Here is a 21,064-nt window from a genome sequence, read left to right as displayed (position 1 = left end):
GAATTCTAAAAAATGACCAAACCTCATTCCGATATTGATTTGACATAAATAACATATTGAAATTTAAGGATAGCGCTAAAACATCACTTCGCACCTTTTTATCGGAATTAATATGAATGACAGTTCATCACTCTTCCCATTGCGTATCAAACAAACGGATATCATCGACATCCATGTAGAAATAATAATCGTTCAATGTATCAAAAGAGGCCAATTGCATGAACTGGATGGATTTCAGGTAGAGCGGGTCGGGTATCGGGTGACCACCGATTTCAAACCGCTCGTGAATATTGTCGGTAATTCTTTCCGCAGGGTCAAATACATGAGGAATCAGAAGATCCGAGGAGGTCCAGTTGTGTAAACGGCCGTCACCAGAGTATTCGATTACAGTATCGTCATTGAAGTTTAGCAAAAGAGCATGGTTGGCCCATTCCGGGTGGTCTCCAAAATAAGACTCCATTTTCGGAATACTGAACTGAAAATATGTGGTTTGCGTAATAAGTATGCCATCGCTGCCATCGGAGGTAAAATCCTTGACCAAAGAATTGATGCGACTAACGCCATCGTGGTTTGATGATTGATTGCTTTCCATGATCAAGTGGCCATCGATTGCTGTCTGGGTGGAATCGTCGTCATCATCGCCTGTATTCTGCCATTTATCTTTATCTATTCCATTTTCCCAATTTTCGATGAAAAGATCCTTTACTTCCGGCTTGAATACTTTTCCCACAACTGCATCTATTTCATTGCCCATTGTGCCCTGAAATGCCAATGTGAAGGTAACGTCTTTCCATTCTTCAACAAAAATGGGCTCAACAGTGGTGAATTTGAATGAAAGCGCTATGGAGTCCTGATAAGCAAGTTCGCCGATATAAGGGGTGTGATCGGCGCGGACGAAAACATCTGCATTTTCTTTTTTATAATGGATTAGCAAAAAGAAATTGCCATCCAACATGGACTCCTGTGTTTCGGTGGTATTCTGGATATTCAACTTGATATCTTTAAACGTATTGTTGTTAAAACGGGGGATGGTCGTTACCGATAGCTGGCCGCGGAAAAAATAATCCAGCAAATCTGCAGAGTAGCCGATGGCTCGGGGGATAAGTTTTTGTGCATATTCTTCATAACAGTTGTCATCTAACGCTACAGGCAGTTTTTCATTGGATATATTGGGAAAATAAGCGTCACGGAAATATTTTAAATAACCCACAGCTGCTAGTTTGTAGATGGTTTCTCCGGGATGGCCGTTCCAATTGGCCAGATATTGCCGTTCAAGGTTCGTTAGAACATCTTGAGGCTTCTCCATGAAAACAACGCAATGCTCGGGCTTCGGGTATGGGAAGACAAGAGGACCATCATCGCCATCTGTTTTAAACATGGTAAACATACTTAAAAAATTGATGCTTGTGTACTCGGCCAAGCCTAAACAGGACATGTTTATTTGACTCAACTGGTCTGGTGTCGTGTCGGCCCGAAGGATATTGGCATCCCACAGATCGGTAATCCTGAAATCCAGAAAATCCCCGTTATCCGGCTCTTTATCAAACCAACTCGTTTTATTTCTTCGCCTTACGTAGTCCTCAAAAGGGTTACCGAACCATTTTAAAATATTCCAGGTTGATTCGCGTTCCGCCAAATACCGGGTATGGCCTTGCGAAAAATCGTTTCTGACATGGGCCGGTACCGCGGTATCCTGTATCAGATGCATGAGTTGGCCCAATGCCCGGAACGTATATGTCAGAAATTGGTTTCTTCTCTGTTCATCTGCTACGACCACGTTATTGCCGACTTCGAGATCCGATCCGGTCAAATAAGCCAGGTAATACTTTCTAGCGCTTTCCCAGTCCCACGCGTTGAAGTCTTGAACATCGGAATAGGGATCGATATACCCTCTGTCGATGAAGCCGGTAGCCCAGGTGACATTGGAATAGATCTGGTTCGGTGGATAGGGGCTGGTACCCCAGCACCACCAGTCTACTATTTTTAGGGTGTCTGAAAGACCGGATGTGGTCCAATCCAGGTAAGGGTTGTGGAAGTGATTGGATGCTCGGCACATGGGGTCGTCTTCCATTTCTGCGCCGTATTGGAGCCATTCGATAAGCTTTTTACCTTTAATCGAATAATCTTCTCCGTTTTTTAACACTAATTGTTCTGATAAATAGTTATTCTCTATAGTATTCGAATCAAGCAGAGCTTTTTCCGAAATTACAGGATGCGTAATTTCATCGTTGTATGCAAATGTTACAGATGCAGAAAATGTCAGTATTAGGTAAAAGGATATAAAAAAACGGTAAGCATTCACGGGGTACTTTGATGGTCCGATTGGCTTCGCAAGTCCCCGAAATCAATACACAAAAGCAAGGTTCCTAACCATCTGGAATAATTCAAAATAAATCTAGATTTTTCTTTTTGGCTATGATAGGGTGCTTTTCATGGCACTCAAAAGACCTTTTTCGGAACTCGATTGGCAACTGACGCCAGAGCCGGTGCGTCATTACATCATGGCTCTGGAACGGACGCTTTTCGATATGGAACAGCGGATTGCACTCCACGAAAAACGGCTCGAGAAGCTCGAGGTTCGGACCCGGAAAAATTCTCACAACTCCAGCAAGCCACCGTCTTCCGATCCACCTTTTGCGAGGAAGAAGAGAAAGCAAAAAAAGAGCAAAAAGGCTAAAGGCGGTCAGAAAGGCCATAAGCCGCACCAGCAGCAAGTGCTGGACCCGACCGAGAGCTATTGGTTGACCCCGCAACGTTGCTCATGCGGGCATTCGGCTTTCGATCAGGAAAAGATGAAAACGTTTTACGTACATCAACATATTGAGCTTCCCGAAATCGAAATGCAAGTCAATCACTATCTTCTCCAGCAATGCGATTGCCCTAACTGCGGTAACGTGGTCAAAGCCATGCTGCCACCTGAGATGTCCACCGGTTACGGTCCTCGTTTTACCGCCTTTATCGGTGAACTGAGCGGCATCAAGGGCATGAGCCGAAACGATGTCAAAAAGTTGTGCGAATCTGTATTAGACATTCCCATTGCCACCGGAACCATCCAGAAAATTGTCGACCGCACCTCAAATGCGCTATTGCCAGTCTACGAACGCATCGGCCAGATCGCCCGACGCTTTTGGTGTAACTACATCGACGAAACATCCTGGTTTAAGCAAAATGATCTGCACTGGCTGTGGGCCATGGTAAATGAACGGGTGGCATTTTATCGTATCGACCCACACCGGTCTAAGGAGGCCTTCGAAAACTTAATCCAGGATTGGAACGGCATTCTGGTCAGTGATGGATACGGCCTATACCAAAAATGGGTGCACCGCCAAACCTGCCTGGCTCACCTGATCCGCAAGGCCGATGCCCTGACGGAAAGAAAGAAACCCGACCTTCGCCGCTTCGGAGAAATCGTCGCCGCCTGGCTGAGGCAACTGGTATCGTTTGCCAAAGAACCTCCCGACTCAAAACAGTGGTCGGATTTTTATACGTTCTTCTTGTTCACCGTCTCCCTTTGGGAGGAGGACAAGACCGATGCTGGTAGACTTGCCCGTCAGATCGTACGGGAAATGGACAGTCTGTGGACCTTTCTCGATCACCATGGCGTCGAACCTACAAATAATCGCGCTGAGCGGGCCTTACGTTTTGGTGTGCTGTGGCGAAAACGCAGTCTGGGAACCCAAAGCGAAAAGGGTAATCGGTGGGTCGAGCGGATCTTGTCACTGAAAGAGACCTGCCGTTTAAATGAAAAGCCCACGTTCCCATTTCTCGTGGAATGTATTGCTTCCTACTTTCGTAATATAATGCCTGACCTTTCCTGGATTTGATTCATACGGGAATATCCCGTGAACGCGTACAAAAAACGAATCATTTTTTACCCTTTCTTTTTCTGTCAAAAATAAATTTTTTATATATCTTGTGTTCTTCTAAAACAGCTTCATTAAACTTGGGTTTTGGTGAGGATAATTTTGTCCCTACGCTTAGACTAAAGCTTGCGTGTTTAATCCATGGGAAAGCCTCAGCCTTCGGTTCTAACTCGACCATCATCCCATTTTTCACGTTTTCCCACCTGTGAATGAACATCTCATCCTCATTTTTCCCATTCGGGTTAAAAATGGTATCACTGCTCCAGCAGACATACCCGGTTTTGTATACCCCCATAAAATGAGTACCGACGGTGTATTTAGGGATGGTAAAGCTGCCTTCGGCATCGGTGACATCCTCGGTAGTACCGTAACGTTCCTTTGGCGTAGGATATCCTGGAGGAGCGAGCTTGTACCTGATCCATTTGATAGCCACCACTGCACCTTCCACCGGTTCTCCGGTCCGGGCATCAACTACGCTGCCCTTGATGTTATAGTGCACCCCACAGGATGCAAACAGTGGAACCATAAGCATCAGGGTTAGGGACAATTTAAATTTATGGATAAATAAACTATTGTTTTTGTATGTTTTCATGATCGTTCTCCAAAGCAAATAGATTAGAAGTTAACTCAACTTTCGGGATTCACGTTTACCAAATAAATTATACAATTACAGACAGTTAATATAAAATTACGGCTAAAAGTAGAGACTCAGAAGGTCAAATAACCTGGAGATGCTGACCCACAACTTATTGTAATTATGATACTTAAAATGAAACCCGAAAGTTGAGAAGTTAACAATTCGCCATGTACCATCGCCCGTTTTATGAAACTGCAGGTAGAAAGGAAAAAATTGGCCAGCCCGTTCTCCTACCAGATTGTACTCGGCCTTGTTCGTATTTAAAAAAGCAATCTTAGATAATTCAGGATGAGTAATTTTATTGTTATACGCATATGCTACAGATACAGTTAATAAGATTAATATATATAAGGACATACAAAAACGAATCATTTTTTACCCTTTCGCCTTTTTTCATCAATATGCTTTATCAGTGGTGTCCGGTTAACTTTCAAATACCTAAACGAGGCGATTTTGGTTTTGAACAGAAGTATCCTGGTAAAACACGGTAGAAAAAGCGGAATCGGCTGAGAATTTGAGACTATTTCTCCGGACAAGCCGTCCTGACCGAGTTTATTTCAGGCATATGTTCACATTTCTCTGCTTTTACGCGCACCCCTCCGCCGGTTTTACTCCGAATTTTGTTTTCCTGCCGGTTATGCGATAACCGGCGCTGTGCGGCACCGTTCGAACAGGTCCGGCAAGCGGAGGCTTGCCGCACAGGCCTTGGATACCTTCAAAATCGTTTCTCCACTGTGGGATACAATCTTGCCGGCGATATCGATCAGCCGTCTGCGCACCGTGGAGGCATAGGAACCGATCGATAATACCGGCGCACTGACATCTTGTTTAAACGATTCGAGCAGAAAATGACCGACCAGCATCATATAGTACCAGGCTGCATTGGGAGCGAATCGTTTGAAAGGCAGTTGTTCGTGACCGAAATCCTTCAACGCCCGGTTGGCCAATTCGTCGCTGCCGCGTTCATGATAGCAGGCGACGAGCCCATTGGTGGTCAGATATTCCACCGCCCCAGCTTTTTCCAGCATACCGTCGATCGCCTGGCCTTGACCGATGTTGGTGATAATGACGGTATCAGGGCGAAAGCCGGGAAGGTAAAGCTGTTTGCTGTCATCGTGCATCAACCGACAAAAAATCGCGCGGCGGAACCGTTTCCAGTTGCCTTGCCGGCAACCGAACTCGGCATATTGCCAGGCTTTCTTCTTGCCGGATTCGAACCGTTTCCACTTGGACGAATCCCAGTTGTCCGCCATATGCTTGATGTCTTTATACACCTTGCCGCCGCAGGCATAACCGACATGAAGCGTTTCGCAAATCTCGAAGATTTTCTGGTCGAAAAACCCGCTGTCCATGCGGATGATAATCGGCACATCCCCACGGTATTCGCATCTGATTTTAAGAACCATGTGCCGGATCATATTCAGGACCGTATCGCCGTGATTGGAATGTTTGTCCCCACTACGAAACACCGCATCGACAATGAAGCGCCCCCAATTCATCTGCAGGGGCTGAAAGCCCTTTTTCTTCTTGTATGTGGGCTTCACGCCGTGCCGGCATTTTGCATCGTCATTGTCCATGACCATCGTATCGATACCCAATTCGATCACATCGGGTTGCGTAATCCGCAGACGCCAGATGAAAAGGGTCTGCAAAAGGCGGCGGAACAAAAAGACGCGCGTCCAGGCGAATGCTTTGAAAAAGCGTTTGATTTGATGAGAAGAGGCCATGTCTTCGATTGGCGTCTCAATGCTGCCGGCATAGCCTTCATCACGGGAAATCTGGTCGAAGTATGCCAGGCGCCGACTGGTTCCATCGGCAAAAAAGCAGAGAACTTGTTTGAAAAGCTCTGTAATCTCAATTCCTTTTCGGTTTTTTCGGATGGATCCGAACCAGCGGTCGAACCAGCCAAAAACTTGAATGCCGTGCATATACGCCACGAACAGGGCCAGCCCGGCTCTTCCGGTCAACCGGTCGGAAGTCGTTTCGATGCGTCGAATTTTGAGTTCATTTTGTCGGTAGTTTTTGCTATGCTTGCTCATAGAGTCCTTTACCTATTGGGTGTGTTTACGCTTGTTGTAAACTTGGCGGTTTTTAACAAGCATTATAACACGTTATCCAATTTTAAAGGACTCTTTTTTTATGAAAATCGCGTATTTTAGGAAATAATTTCAGTTGGATATGCGAACTAGTGATTTCGTTTCTGTAGTCGGTTTCTGTAAGTACCTGATAAATCATTTTTTTCTCAAAAAGAGATATGCTCAGAATCTGTAAAATTGTGTATAAAGTTAATTCGATTTTCAGCCGTTTCTTCATAATCGCTACCAGAACATAAGCTGAGATGGCGATCCAGATTTGGGTTTTGACAGCGTTTTCAGATGTGCCAAAAAACTTTTTGATTCTCAGATGCTGTTTGATCCATTTGAAAAATATTTCTACTCGCCACCGGTAGCGATACAACTCAGCGATCGTCAATGCCGGCAGCAAGAATTGATTAGTGAGAAAAACGAATGATCTGCCCTTTTCGGCATCATAGTATTTTATGCGACGCAATTTTTCTGGATAATCTTTTTTGCTGTAATAGCCGGTTGGTGCAACTGTCTGATCACATCTGACACCGGTTGTTTTATCAACCTTGTGTGAATAGATCCGGCGAAGGCCCGTATTGATTTTAGAACGCGTGACAAATACGGCTGAGTTCTGGTGCATATGGTACAGCCTCTGAAAATCAAGATAGGCACGATCCATGATGTAAATTGCGCCTGGCTCTGGAATCAGATGATCAAGCACATTGACGTCGTGAACTTTGCCATCGGTGATCCAAATGAATGTTGGAATATCACCACGTAGATCCAATAAGGTGTGCAACTTCACAGCCGCCTTGGTTTTTCGAAATCGCGCCCACGGAAAAGTCGAAAGGCACAGATCAATTGTCGATGAATCCAAAGCATAGACCGTTTCTTTCAGTTCAAGGCCGAAATCATCATCGACATATAGCCGGCGCGCCTCATGGATCAAGATTTGAGCGAAGTCGCTGTAGATACGCCAGTCCCTGCTTTCATTTGCATCGGCCAGGGTGCTGCGAGATACTTTGCCCCGGATTCCGATATGGTAAAGCTTCTCGCGCATGGCCCTCAGACAGCATTCGATATCACGAAGGCTTTCGCGATAGGTCAGCTGTGCGAAAGCCATGCAGAGAAGTTGGTCATAGCAGGTAAAAGAGCGAGTACGGAGGTTGCCGTTGTACCGGTTGACACACTGGCGAAATTTCTTCTTTGGCAGGAAATCAATTACCTGAGAAAAAATAGTTTGTCCTTGATTCATGATAACGCTCCTTTCGCGACTTTCCTGCCAAAAAACCACGAAACGGAGCTAACGGCAAATTCAAATCGATCCCTTTGAATTTTGTTAATATTTAAAGTTTTTTCAATAGCCTAAGTCATGTTTAAAAATTTTTAACCGGACAGCAGTGATGCTTTATATATATTTCTCTCTCTTCTGCTGTCACTTTATCAAATAAAGGTTTTGGTGCTGACAATTGAGTATCAACATGCAAATAAACAAATGCCGCATGCTTGTATGTTGGGAACTCACGGGTTTTAGGTTTTAGGGTAACAGCCATACCATTTCTAACTTTTTCCCTACGACGAACAAACATCTCATCCTCGTCTTTTCCTTGCGGATTGAAAACAGTATCACTGCTCCAGCAGACATATCCTTTTTTATAAATCCCCATAAAATGGGTGCCGATGGGGTAGTAGGGGATGGTAAAAATTCCTTGAGAATCGGTGACATCCTCGGTGGTGCCGTAGCGCTCCTTTGGCGTTGGATATCCTGGAGGAGCGAGCTTATACCGGATCCAATTTATAGCCACCACAGCACCTTCCACCGGTTCTCCGGTCCGGGCATCAACCACGCTGCCCTTGATGTTATAGTGCATCCCACAGGATGCAAACAGTGGAACCATAACCATCAGAGTTAGGGCCATCTTCAATTTAAGGAAAAACAAGCTATTGCCTTTGTAGGTTTTCATGGTCGTTCTCCAAAGCAAATAGATTAGAAATTTACAATTCGCCATGTACCATCGCCCGTTTTCTGAAACAGCAGGTAAAAAGAGAAAGGTTGGCCAGCCTGCTCTCCTACCAGATTGTACTCGGCCATATCCTCTTCGATTTTAACCAAAGTAATGCTCCGCATACCAGCGATGATTTCATCCAAATGGGCATTGAGCAAATTGAAATTATATTCGAACGTTGGGCGGGTGGCTTCAGAAAAATATTCCAAAGCGCCCGGAATGTCACCATTGCCGAGCCGCTTTTTCATATCCGCCCATTTCTGCTGCAGCAAGGCATCGATCTCGGCGACATCAACAACCATAACCGCAATCGTATCCGTGTAGGTCACGCCTTCGTGCACCACTTTGGCGGTATACCAGGCAATGCCCTCATCGATCATACTGACCTGGAATTCATCCGGTTCGACCTCCATCAGTTCAACAGGAGCGATACCGGTATAGGTAATGATTGCATCCTGAATCGAAAATGTTCCCCGTATATGCAGCGAGAAATCCAACGGTGCGCTGCCCGAAGTTATGTTGGCATGAAGCTCAATATAATGCTCCGGGACAGCAGCACTTACCGATACATCGGCCGACTGGGAATGGCCGTTGATATCCATCGCTGTTGCTATGATCGTATTGGTTCCCGGCTCAAGGGGAACGTTGTTGACGACAAACTCGTTACCATAAACCATAGCCACCACGCCGTTGACACGAATACCGGGCTCGCTGCCGCCGGTGCTGGCAAAGGAGCCCCGAACCATCACATCCGGGCCCTCGATGAATGCACCGTCTGTTGGGGAAACGATATTGATGCTGATGGGAGAATCGACCCTAACCGTCGCAGATTGGCTGACCGTACCTCCTGTTCCAATGGCCGTGATCGTGTAAGTGGTGGTTTGCATGGGCGCAACCGATAGCGTACCGTTGGGACCAGCCATCCCGATACCCGGTTCGATGGTCACCGCATCGACATGGGTCGAATCCCAGACAAGCGTAGCCGGTTCTCCAGCCGTTATTTCTAATGGTTGAACGCTCAGTTCTACCGTGGGCAGCGGATCGGTGACCGTTACGGTAACGTTGGCCGTGGCGGTTCCGGCTGCGTTGACGGCCGTCACGGTGTAAGTTGTCGTTACTTCTGGAAAAACCAATAAATTGCCTGTCATTGGCGCCGGTCCGATTTCATTATCCAAGGTTACGGATGCAACGTTGGTAGCCGACCAGGTCAAGATGGCCGAGTCTCCCCGGGCAACAGTTTCTTGTGTCGCCCCGATGGTCACCGTGGGCAACACGGAAGGATCAATCACCGTGACGGTGACGCTGTCGGTGGCTGTAACCCCGTCCCTGGCCCCGGTTATCGTATAGGTGGTTGACTGCCGGGGAGCAATGGTCAGCGAACCGCTTGCCGAAACGACCCCGATATCCGGATCGATCGTAATGGTGTCCGCACCTCTCGATGTCCATGACAAGGCAGTGGTTGTGGAAAACGGGTCAGCGAGATCAATGCTTACAGGGTTGGTTTCTATGCTGACAGATAACAGCGGAAAGATATAGGCTGAACCCGAATCGCCCCCCTTGTCGTCGTCAAACATAGCACCAACGATGACATGGTCATCGTCCATGGCCACAGAGTTTCCGAACCAATCATCGGCTGTACCGTCGCTGGGGGTCAGTATGGCATAAGGTGCTGCCGTATCCCCTTCACTCTCACTGTCAGCCCCCCCTTCACTCGGTGGAAACGATTCTTCCTCAACGGGAAGGGCTTCTTCTTCGCCCTCCCCTTCACCAGTATCCGGTATGTCCTGAGCAACCCATTGGGAGCCCGATCGCTGGAAGAGATATACTGCACAGGCATCGTTCCACACTTTCGGTTGCCCCACAGCGGCCATGTCGCCTTTTAGGTATACGCTTTGTCCGAAACTTTCTCCGGCACCGACACTTGAGCTGCTGATTTTGGTCTGCTCAACCCAGGCGGTGCCGTCATGCATAAAAATATAGGCCGCGCCGTCAACCATTGCCTCCCAGAGCCCGCTGTTGCCAACAATAGCATATTTACCATCTATGGATACGGATGTACCGAAACGCTCCCATCTCGTGGCGCTGCCGGAAGCCAATCGGGCATCCTCTTCCCAGGCGGAACCAACCCGCCGAAATATGAAAACGGCGCCTTTCAGGTTGTCAACAGAGGGTGATCCCACAGCCAGAAGGTCACCGATAGTGGACACCGATGTACCGAAATGACCTTCCAACACATCTTCGCCCGCAGCCAGCTTGATGGTTTCAGACCAGGTGTTTCCTTGTATGGTATAAACATAGGCCGCCCCCGAGCCGCCATTATGATCCGGTGCGCCGACGACTAATGTATCGCCGTCGAGGCTTAAACAAGTGCCAAAATGGTCGTATGCCCCCCCATCACCTGCGATCAGTTTGGCCTGATGGGCCCAGGTCGAGCCGTCATGCCTGAATACATATACGGCGCCGTGGTTATCATTTTCACCGGGAGCGCCCACAACAACCATATCACCGCTAATGGATACGGCTGTCCCGAAATGGTCATACCGCGCGCCATCGCCAGCGGTCAGCTTACATTGTTCGACCCATGTTGCGCCTTGTTTCCGGAAAACATACACGGCACCCGTATCACCGCTGTTGGGAGCACCCACAACGGCATAATCGCCGTCGATCGCCACCGTGCTGCCGAAATGGTCATCGGCCAAGCCATCGTTTGCGGTCAGTTTGATTTCACTGGCGACCTGATGGTCTATCGTAACCGGCCCTCGACTGTAGGCGATCACCGCATCGTTGACACCGTCTTCAATGCGCGCATACACATAATAGGCCCCCGGGGGGACGTCGGTTGTCTCCCATACATAGGTATCGGCTTGCCCCTCAAGATCTTCGCTGATCCCGCCGGCGATCAATGTTCCGTCAGCTCCGCTGCTGTTGATGTCATAGTACAGGGAAATCACAGCGTCGCTGTCGTGATCCGTGTCCGTCCATCGGATAATATAGTTGGTATGGGCAGAATCGTCGCGGCCATCCGGTTCTTTCACACTGATCGATGGCGGATTGATCACAGTAACCACGGCCTGATCCGATATGGTCCCGCCACGTCCCGATGCAGTCAGGGTATAAGATGTTGTAATGGCAGGCGTAACCTCTTCCAGCCCAACCGAATCGACCGGACCCAGGTCCGGTGCGATTACATAGGTAGCTGCATGGTCCGCCTGCCAGCTCAAGGTGGCCGGCTGTCCTTCGATGATTGTTACGGGACTGGCCTGAATGGCCGCTGCGGGCGCCCGGCATGTCACGGTGACGCTGTCCCTGGCGATACCGCCGGGACCCGCTGCCGTGATGGTATAGGTGGTGGTCCGCTCCGGATCGACCACAACACTGCCCCCGGATTGCACGTCCCCGATGGCCGGATCAATGCTGCAGGTATCGGCATTGCCGAAGGTCCATGTCAACGTGGCGGTCTCGCCTTCATCGAGAATTTCCCGATCGGCATGAATCTCGACCGTGGGCGAGGGATAGACAACGGCAACCCTGTCTTTTGCCATGCCGCCGGGCCCCGTGGCGGTAATGGTGTAGGTGGTATTTTTTTCCGGAGTGACAACCAGACTTCCGCCCAGTTGCACCGTACCAATGCCCTGGTCAACCATGCAGGTATCGGCATTGCTGAACACCCATGAAAGCGTCGTGGTTTGGCCGACCACATCAAGATGCACGGGATCGGCATAGATGGCAGCCGTTGGTTTGACATAGGCGACGGTGGCGTTTGTCCGAGAGGTACCACCCGGGCCGGTAGCGACCAGCGTATAGGTGGTGGTCTGATCCGGCGCAACGGGGATGCTGCCGCTTAAAGGCACTTCCCCGATATACGGTTCGATGGTGCACGATGCCGCCAGGTCCGTGGACCATGTCAGGGTGGCGGACTCACCCGCTTTGATCTGTGCCGGGCTGGCGGCAAAGGTGGCAACCGGCATGGGCAGACTGATCGTTACGGGAATGGTGTGCGTATACTGGTCATAGATGGCCGTCAGTGTATATGTGATCGGCAGCTGTTCAGGCGTCACCACAAGGCTGCCGCTTGTCGGAACCGCACCGATCCCCTGATCGAAGCTGCAGGTATCAATGCAATTCGTCTTCCAGTATAGGGCGGTGCTTTCACCGGGAAGCAAGGCAGTTGTGCTTGCAGCCAATTCAACCCTTCGTGGATTTTTAATCTCAACGGAATCCGAAGCCCCGCTGCAGGTAAGTGTGTATTTTGTCGGATCTTCGTCCGGAAAGACTTCCATCGTGCCGGCGATAGGCACGCTGCCGATTCCGTAGTCGATCGAACAATCGTCGACGCCGCTGGCCGACCAGCTCAAGGTGACCGGGTCACCGGGAGACCAGCCGCAATCGGGAAAAACGCTGATATCAGCACTTGAGGTGCAGCCGGCAACCGAGATCCTTCCGGATGCCATTGCCGCGCCATTAGAGCAGGTTAGCGTATATGTGGAAGGCAACTCGGCGGGGGTTACCATCAACGAACCGCTGGTGGATACCGTCCCGACCCCCTGGTCGATCACGCAGCTGACGGCACAATCGCTGGCCCAGGTCAATGTACCGGAACCTCCAGGCAATTCGACACATTCTGCAGAGAAATTAGTGATTGCCGGTGATCGGGGAGTGGATCGTTGGACCTGCCCGGCATCATTCACCGCCGTGAGCGTGAAACGAATCGGCTGGTCAGGCGATTGAATGTTGAGACTGCCTTCGGTCGACACCTCTCCTATGCCCGGGTCGATCATGACCGTATCGGCTCTTTCAACCTGCCAGGACAGCGTGATCTCGCCGCCTGGATTCACACCGGAACAGGGCTCTACCGCGAACTGAACCACGGGAAGATAGGCCACATAGACACGAAAGGTTTGCGAGCTTTGCCCGCAACGACCGTCATCTGCCCGGACGGCCACATCAAACCATCCACCCTGCCCAGCACCGGGTGTCCATTCGATCAGTCCGCTGAACGGGTCCAGGGCCATTCCTTCCGGTCCTTCCACAAGGGTATACACGAGCGTATCCTGGTCCGGGTCCACGGCCTCGATCTGGTATACATAGGGTTCTCCAGTGGTGGCGATGGTAGGAGGAAAGGAGGTAATTTTTGGGAAATCGATCTGGCCCGGCTGGGTCTGATGGGTCATTTTGTCGATCGGTATGATCGTCCCATTGCTTCCATCCAGGTTGAAGACATGCCAGACATTTCCGGCTTCGGCCGGGGGGCTAAAGACCAATGGTGCATCACCGGAACCGGAAAAAACCGATACGGTTGCATCCGAATTGGCCAAAGCAGTACTGGCGGCAGAATTGCGGTTAGTGAAATCATGGACGTAAAAACGGTAGGTTCCCGGATCCATCTGGGAAATGGTGATGGTCTCGGGACCGAAGGACTCCCTGTCGTCGACGTCGAGGCTGGCCCCGGAGATCGAGCGGTTCCAGTAAAAACAGTGGTGCCTGCAGCCGTCGGCATTCGGTGCCGTCAGGTGGGCCTCGAGATCCATCGGGTGTTCTCCCCATGTCAGGACAACGCGAAACTCACCCGGATTCAAAACTGGCGACAACACCACATCGCGATGAACGAGGATTTCATCGGGAGCCAGAACAACCCTGCGCTGCCCCTCGATATATCCCTGTTGATCGGCCACCAGGACATAAACGCCGGGATTGACCCCCGTAAAAACAAATCCGCCATATTCGTCCGAGTCGGTTTGGTTGATGGCCGCGCCCCGGTTTCCGTTTTCCTCCCCATGGAGAAAAACCGTGACGCCGGGAAGAAAATCGCCTGTCAATGCATCGACAACCCGCCCCGATATCCCGTCCATGCAGGACGGCGGAGATGTGCAGACGGCCATTTGGGCGCAGACCTGGTTGTTTGCCACATCGGTTTCACCCAGGCTGCCGGTTCCGGTGCCGTCGTCGTCAGCCCGGGCACAAATGACTGTCTCCCCGACCGGCGGATCTGGCCACTGAAGGGTTACATCCTCATACTGGCCGGAATCAAGGGCCTGGGTCGTCCTGACCGTTCCGATCAGCATGCCGGAGCCTCCCGGTTCACCATCATAGAAGGCGACCGGTATACCACTGTGAATGGACGTTTCACCGGAATTGCCGATACGCACGGTCAAACCAACCCCGTCGGGGCAACCGGCTTCGTCCGATTGCAACAGAGACGCGCTGAGGTCCATAGCGCCGGTCCCGGTGGCGATGATATTGTTATCCTCGTCCGATTCCTGAACATCGCCGGCGCTGTCGACAAAGACATATATCCGGTTGTCACGAAACAACAATTGACCGGCAAAATCGATAGAAACATTGGAGGCCTCACCGGCACCGAGTCCGTTTGAGACGTGGGCTTCGCCCAATCGGTTATCTTCCGCTTCTTCATAACCGCGGCTCAGGTTGGTGTCTTCAAACAGGACGATATGAAAGGGACTGATAACGGCGCGGCTGCCTTTATTGGCCACCGTGATCATGGCCTGGCCGGATACTTTGGGTGAGCCGTCATTCTCAGTACCGGGTGCGACTTCTATCAGAACCGGATTGAGATCAATTGTCGCCAGCGACATTACGGATGTGCTGGCCACGGCCGTGTCACCACCGTCTTCGGCCAGGACGCTGATGGTGTTGATCCCCGGTACGAGAGGAACGTTTATTGCCACGAAGCCGTTGCCGGTGAGTGTTGCGGCAATCCCGTTGACGAAGATGGATGCGCCTGTCCGGTTCACCCTGCCGGTTACGGTGATGCTGTCTTCGGAAAACGCCTGCCCTGCGGCCGGGCTGGCGATTTCCACCGACAGCATACCTGGAACAACCTGAACGGCGACCGCGGCTGTGCCCCACCCCCCATGACCATCACCGACGGTATAGGAAAAATGGTCCTCACCGCTGAATCCATAGTCGGGCGTATAGGTGAACGTGCCATCCCCAAGGCTGGTGACCGTGCCGTTGGCCGCCTGGGTGAATCCCGAAAGCGTGAGATCGTCCCCGTCGATATCCATATCGTTGGCAATCACGTTGGTCGTGGTCACGGGTGTATTTTCATCTGTTGTCACGGCATCATCAACGGCCTCCGGAGCGCTATTTTCATAAGCAATCGTTGCCTTGGCGGTCGTGGTTCCTCCTGAATGGACGGCTGTGAGGGTGTAGGTGGTGGTCTGGGAAGGTGAGACAAAAATTGATCCGACAGGGTCGACCGGGCCAACGCCCTGATCGATGGACAAAGAATCGGCATTGGTGCTCGTCCATGTCAGCACAGACGACTCTCCGGAATGAATGGCCACGGGCTCAGCCGAGAAAACAACCTGCGGCGGAGGACCCGGGCTGCCAGTTTTTCTGATCTCAATAGTTACCGAGGCGCCGGGTGTGCCTCTGAGAAAAACCACCAGTCTGTTGCGGGATTTCATTTTCACTTTCCTGGAGAGAATGGTCCCATCCCCCCTGAGAAACTCACGCAAAGAGATAACTTTCCGGTTAAACACAAGAAAGCCGCCTCGTATCAGTCTGTGAGGGGTGTTTTTTCTGATGACGATAAAACGCTCTCCCGGATCATTCGCTTTTACGGTTTTGTGGGAAAGATGCACGTGCCATTTGCTGATTGTATAATCGGCGGGCTTAAAATCGATCTGGTCTCCGGCGTATGTGGGGTCCGAAACACCGCACCAAACCACCAGAACAGCAAGAAGAAAAAAACACCTCTTCCACATTATCAGTCCCCCTTCAACATTAGATACATATTCCAATGCGAGACAGAAGATGGCGAAAAGACGCCAACCCGAAACAGTTTCTGTGCCGCATGAGCCCTGCAACCCATCTTTTTGAGGCGGGAAGGTCAGGGAAAAGCCGACATACCTGTGTCACGGGATCATGAAAATCGGGTTCGAGGCAGAAATCTTCCTGGGTCAACGGTGATGAGGAGTAATTCGATTCAGTAGGTGTGTCTTCTGCAGGGATTGTACCGAATGTAAAAAAGAAGGGGATATAAAAAGGTTACAACCGGTTAAAAAAAATGATTCCCGCTGTTGGGGGCCTTGTTTGACATTTGGTGCTAAAAGAATTGACAAAATTTGTCACGAACCTACAACCGCCCCTTCTTGATAATCGCCACCAGCAGCCAGATGCCCATGACAGCCGCGGCCAGGAATCCGATGATGCCGATCATGGAAATACCGTAAAACAGCGGCGGGGTCTTGGAGATGACGATCAGGGCCGAGCCGATGATCAGGGCGGCGATGATGATGGAAAAGGAGATGCGGTTGCTGATCTGGTCGTGGGTGTGAAGCATGCTCTCCATGCTTTTGAGCTCCAGCATGAAGGTGAACTTCTTCTGCCGGATGGTGCGGGTGATCTCCAGCAGGTCCTTGGGGAACTCCTGGACGAAGTCCATGTACTGGCCAAAAATACTCAGGGCGTCGCTGCCCAGCCGTTTGGGAGAAAAACGCGAGAGTTTCACCTGCTTGATGAACGGTTCGGCGTGGACGATCATGTCGAAATCGGGATCGAGCGCCAGGCCCACCCCTTCGACGGTGCTGATGGCCTTCATCATCAGGAAGATCTCGGGCGGGATCCGCAGCCGGTGACCGGCGGCCAGTTCGAGCATGTTTTGCAGGAGCCGGCCGATCCGGATGTCCTTGAGCGGCTTGTAGAGATGCTCCCCCATGAAATCGGCCACGTCCTTTCCCAGCCGGCGCATGTCGGGTTCCTCGTCCCACAGGGTCAGCTTGAGCAGCACCTGGGTGGTGCGCGCTTCGTCGCGGCGCACCACGGCATCCACCAGTTCCACGAAGGCCTCGCGGGTTTTGCGGTCCACGGTGCCCATCATGCCGAAATCCAGAAGGCAGACCACGTTGTTGGGCAGGACGAAAAGATTGCCGGGATGGGGGTCGGCGTGGAAAAAGCCGTGCTCGAAGACCTGGGTCAGCAGGATGTCGGCGCCGCGCCGGGTGATCAACCGGCGGTCGTATCCGTTTTCATCCAGCCGGTCCAGCAGGGAAACCTTGATGCCGTCCACGAATTCGGTGGCCAGCACCCGTTCGGTGGTGAGTTCCCGGTACACCTTGGGGATGTAGACCGACTCGTCGTGGAGAAAGGCAGCCGCCACCCGCTCCATGCTGGTGGCTTCCAGGGTGTAGTCCATCTCCTTTTCGATGGACCGCGCGAACTCCTCGACGATTTTCATCGGCCGGTGGTGGGCCAGCTCCTCGATGTGGCGCTCGGCCAGGGTGGCCAGGTGGAGCATGATCTCCAGGTCCACCTCCACGAGTTTTCGAATCCCCGGCCGCTGGACCTTGACCGCCACCTCGTCACCGTCCTTGAGCCGGGCCCGGTGAACCTGGCCGATGGAGGCCGATGCCAGGGGCTCGGGATCCAGCCTGTCGAGCAGGTCATCGGCGCTGTGGCCGGTCTCGTCACGGATAATTCGACGGACATCGGAAAAGGGAAAGGCGGGCACCTTGTCCTGGAGCCGGGCCAGTTCCCGGATAAAATCCACGGGCACCAGGTCCGGACGGGTGGAAAGGATCTGGCCCATCTTGATGTAGGTGGGCCCCAGTTCCTCGATGGCCAGCCGCACCCGGACCGCCCGGGAAAGGCGCTCCACGCGTTCACCGCGCTTGCGCGAAATGACCTGAAGGCCGATCTCGATGTACTGATCGATCTTCAACAACTCAACGATATCATCGAAACCATATTTGAAGAGCACCGCCAGAATCTGCCGGTAGCGGTTCAGGTTTCGATAGGTGCGGCCGATGACACCAATTTTGCGTATGCTGATCATCCGGGCCGTTTCAGGGCTTTTCCTCGCCGCCCTGGCTGCTGATCAGTTTCTTGAGATCCCGGATCTCTTTTTTCAACCCCTTGAGATCATCCTGGGTCACCACGTCGGCCTTCTTGAGAAGATCCTTGACACTCTTCTCCACGCGCTCTTCCAGTTTCTTCTGGGCGTCCTCGTAGCGGTCCTGGATCTCGTCGATAAATTTGCGGCCTTCTTTTTCCGTCATCTTGCTCTGCTCGGCCACCTCCTTGGCCAGGTCCTCCACCTCGTCCCAGGCTTTGAGGGCCAGGCCCACGCCGGCAAGCATGCTCTTTCTGACCAGATCAAACATCGGTGTCTCCTTGTTTTATTGATATCGGAAAAATTGATTGTCAAACCGGCCTGCGAAGGGGCCAGGTCCGCCGGCTGCAGGATGCTGCATCGTGACGGGTTTAAAGCGATGGTGAATCCCGTCCGTCGGGCCCACATCCGACCGGGGAAACGGTGGGCATAAATTACCACAAGGCCCCGGCCATAGCAAGGTATTTGCTTTACACCAGATATAGGCATTTCGCGGATGGAAAGCGTCCTCCGGGAGATTTGACGACATCGGCCAACCAATGCCCGAACGGCCCCGCCGCAGGAAAAAAGAGGCGGGACAATCTGCTTGACTGTTTTTCCCAACTGTCTTAATCATTCGAAGATTGTCCGGCGGCGATGGGCCGTCCGGCCAATACAGTCCATATTCAATCGAGCATCCGCCCGACAATGACCGGGGGGCGGTCCGGATCGAGGCCGAAGCGATTGGTGAACCGCAGACTCGGCAGCGCTGCGTCGGGGATTCCCGAATCGCGAGAACACCGGGCCGGGCCGCAGGACGGCATTTCGGGGCGGATACTGAAAAGGAGCGCACGATTATGCCCGTATCCATTGCCATGGCCGGAAAAGGAGGGACCGGAAAGACCACCGTCTCCGGCATGCTGATCAAATACCTTGTCAGCCGGGGAAAGTCCCCCGTACTGGCTGTCGACGCCGATGCCAACGCCAATCTGAATGAAATCCTGGGCCTGGAGGTGACCGAAACACTGGGCAACGCGCGGGAAGAGATGAAAAAGGGAATCGTGCCCAGCGGCATGACCAAGGATGTGTTCATCTCCATGAAGCTGGAGCAGGCCATCATGGAACAGAAGAACTTCGATCTGGTGGTCATGGGCCAGCCCGAGGGAGCCGGCTGCTACTGCGCCGCCAACACCCTGCTGACCGGCTTCCTGGAACGGCTGTCCGGGAACTACCCCTACCTGGTGATGGACAACGAGGCGGGCATGGAACACCTGAGCCGGCTCACCACCAAAAACATGGACGTGCTGCTGATCGTCACCGACACCTCCCGCCGGGGGCTTCAGGCCGGCCTGAGAATCCATAAACTGGCCAAGGATCTGAACATCGGCATGGGAAAATCCTACATCATCATCAATCAGGCCAAAAGCGAACCCTCCGATGAAGTCTTGCAGATGATCGACAACGACGGCCTGGAACTGGCCGGGGTGATCCCGGATGATGAACAGGTTTACGAATTCGACCTGAACGGGCGCCCGACCGTCGAGATCGACGAGAACAACCCGGCCCTGAAGGCGGCGTATTCCATCTTCGACAAAATCATTCCCTGAACGGGTACGGCAGTCCCACCCGGCACCCGTATGGACCCATTACGGCAGTGACAACCGCTTGCAAACCCTAAATCCGGACGAGGACGCCTATGAAAAGAACCGGCTATTTGCATGACAACAGGTACCTGCTTCACGACACGGGCCCTTATCACCCGGAGACGGCCGATCGCCTTACCGCGGTGTACAACGGCATCAAGGATGCCGGGCTGCTGGACCGGCTGACCCTCGTCCCGGCAGCGCGTGCCGAACTCAAGTGGATCGAAACGGTCCATGACCCCGGTTATATCCGCCGCTTTGAAGAGGTCTGCCTGTCCGGCAACCGGACTTTCGATTACCCCGACAACCAGATGTGCGTGGACACTTACGAAACGGCATTCCTGGCGGTGGGCGGCATTCTGGATGTCGCCAGGCGGATCATGGCGGGGGAGCTGGACAACGCCTTTTGTGCCGTCCGGCCGCCCGGGCACCATGCAGAGCGGGACCAGGCCATGGGTTTCTGCTATTTCAACAACGTCGCCATCGCCGCCCGCTACCTGCAGAAGGAACACGGCATCGGGCGGGTGGGAATCATTGATTTCGACGTCCACCACGGCAATGGGACCCAGCACATCTTCGAGGATGACCCCACCGTATTCTATTACTCCATCCACCAGCACCCTTCCTTCGCGTTTCCGGGCACCGGCCGCGAGTTCGAGGAGGGCGCCGAGAACGGCCAGGGGTTCACGAAAAACTCACCGGTGCTGCCCGGCCAGGGGGACGACGTCTACGAAAAAACGATCCGGGAGGACCTGCTGCCGGCCTTCGACCAGTTCAAACCGGAAGTGATTATCGTTTCCACCGGCTTCGACGGTCATCGGGACGACGACATGTCTGACGTCAGCCTCTCCACCGAGGGGTATACCTGGATCATGGAAACGATCATGAAACTGGGCAACCAACATGCCGCCGGCCGGGTGATTTCGGTTCTCGAAGGCGGCTATTGCCTGGAGCGACTGGGGGAACTGGCCGCCAATCACGTCAGGATTCTGCTCGACAGTTGAAAGCGGTTGG

General features: G+C 52.1%; 11 protein-coding genes. 3 read left to right on the top strand and 8 right to left on the bottom strand.

Features of this window, described 5'->3' with window-relative positions; translation table 11 throughout:
• Positions 1–127: 127 nt before the first annotated feature.
• Entirely contained in the window at positions 128–2,302 is a 2,175-nt protein-coding gene (locus tag DSCA_RS27785) for a hypothetical protein (protein ID WP_155319539.1), read from the bottom strand.
• Between the two features lie 130 nt (positions 2,303–2,432).
• Between DSCA_RS27785 and tnpC the strand changes: the two genes are divergently transcribed.
• Positions 2,433–3,824, top strand: a complete 1,392-nt coding sequence (tnpC, locus tag DSCA_RS27780) for an IS66 family transposase (RefSeq protein ID WP_155314961.1) — start codon at positions 2,433–2,435, stop codon at positions 3,822–3,824.
• A gap of 40 nt (positions 3,825–3,864) precedes the next feature.
• Here tnpC and DSCA_RS27775 read toward each other — a convergent pair whose 3' ends face one another.
• The 7 genes from DSCA_RS27775 to DSCA_RS27745 all read right to left on the bottom strand — a co-directional run bounded on the left by DSCA_RS27775 (position 3,865) and on the right by DSCA_RS27745 (position 18,699).
• Complete coding sequence (locus DSCA_RS27775) at positions 3,865–4,455, bottom strand: peptidase associated/transthyretin-like domain-containing protein (protein WP_155319538.1); 591 nt, start codon at positions 4,453–4,455, stop codon at positions 3,865–3,867.
• Between the two features lie 680 nt (positions 4,456–5,135).
• Entirely contained in the window at positions 5,136–6,539 is a 1,404-nt protein-coding gene (locus DSCA_RS27770) for an IS1380 family transposase (protein ID WP_155315350.1), read from the bottom strand.
• Between the two features lie 82 nt (positions 6,540–6,621).
• Positions 6,622–7,821: an IS4 family transposase gene (locus DSCA_RS27765; protein ID WP_155319537.1), complete on the bottom strand. Its 1,200-nt coding sequence runs from the start codon at positions 7,819–7,821 to the stop codon at positions 6,622–6,624.
• 121 nt (positions 7,822–7,942) lie between these two features.
• The gene (locus DSCA_RS27760) at positions 7,943–8,530 is read right to left on the bottom strand and encodes a carboxypeptidase-like regulatory domain-containing protein (RefSeq protein WP_155319536.1); all 588 of its coding nucleotides are present in this window, start codon (positions 8,528–8,530) and stop codon (positions 7,943–7,945) included.
• 23 nt (positions 8,531–8,553) lie between these two features.
• Positions 8,554–16,002, bottom strand: coding sequence for an Ig-like domain-containing protein (locus DSCA_RS27755; protein ID WP_167527983.1), 7,449 nt, complete (start codon positions 16,000–16,002; stop codon positions 8,554–8,556).
• Between the two features lie 671 nt (positions 16,003–16,673).
• Positions 16,674–18,371 (bottom strand): ABC1 kinase family protein, encoded by a 1,698-nt coding sequence (locus DSCA_RS27750; protein WP_155319534.1) that lies wholly within the window; start codon positions 18,369–18,371, stop codon positions 16,674–16,676.
• Positions 18,372–18,381: 10 nt separating this feature from the next.
• A complete protein-coding gene (locus DSCA_RS27745) occupies positions 18,382–18,699 on the bottom strand; it encodes a phasin family protein (RefSeq protein WP_155319533.1) in 318 nt (105 codons plus the stop codon).
• Positions 18,700–19,264: 565 nt separating this feature from the next.
• On the opposite strand from DSCA_RS27745, the gene DSCA_RS27740 reads away from it, so the two are divergent.
• Both DSCA_RS27740 and DSCA_RS27735 read left to right on the top strand, forming a co-directional pair.
• Positions 19,265–20,014, top strand: a complete 750-nt coding sequence (locus DSCA_RS27740; RefSeq protein WP_155319532.1) for an ATP-binding protein — start codon at positions 19,265–19,267, stop codon at positions 20,012–20,014.
• 89 nt (positions 20,015–20,103) lie between these two features.
• Positions 20,104–21,054 carry a histone deacetylase family protein gene (locus tag DSCA_RS27735; protein ID WP_155319531.1) on the top strand — a complete coding sequence of 317 codons (951 nt, stop codon included), beginning with the start codon at positions 20,104–20,106 and terminating at the stop codon, positions 21,052–21,054.
• Positions 21,055–21,064 lie beyond the last annotated feature (10 nt).

It is taken from the genome of Desulfosarcina alkanivorans (genome assembly GCF_009688945.1).
Classification (GTDB): domain Bacteria; phylum Desulfobacterota; class Desulfobacteria; order Desulfobacterales; family Desulfosarcinaceae; genus Desulfosarcina; species Desulfosarcina alkanivorans.
This window is presented reverse-complemented; position numbering and strand designations above follow the sequence as displayed.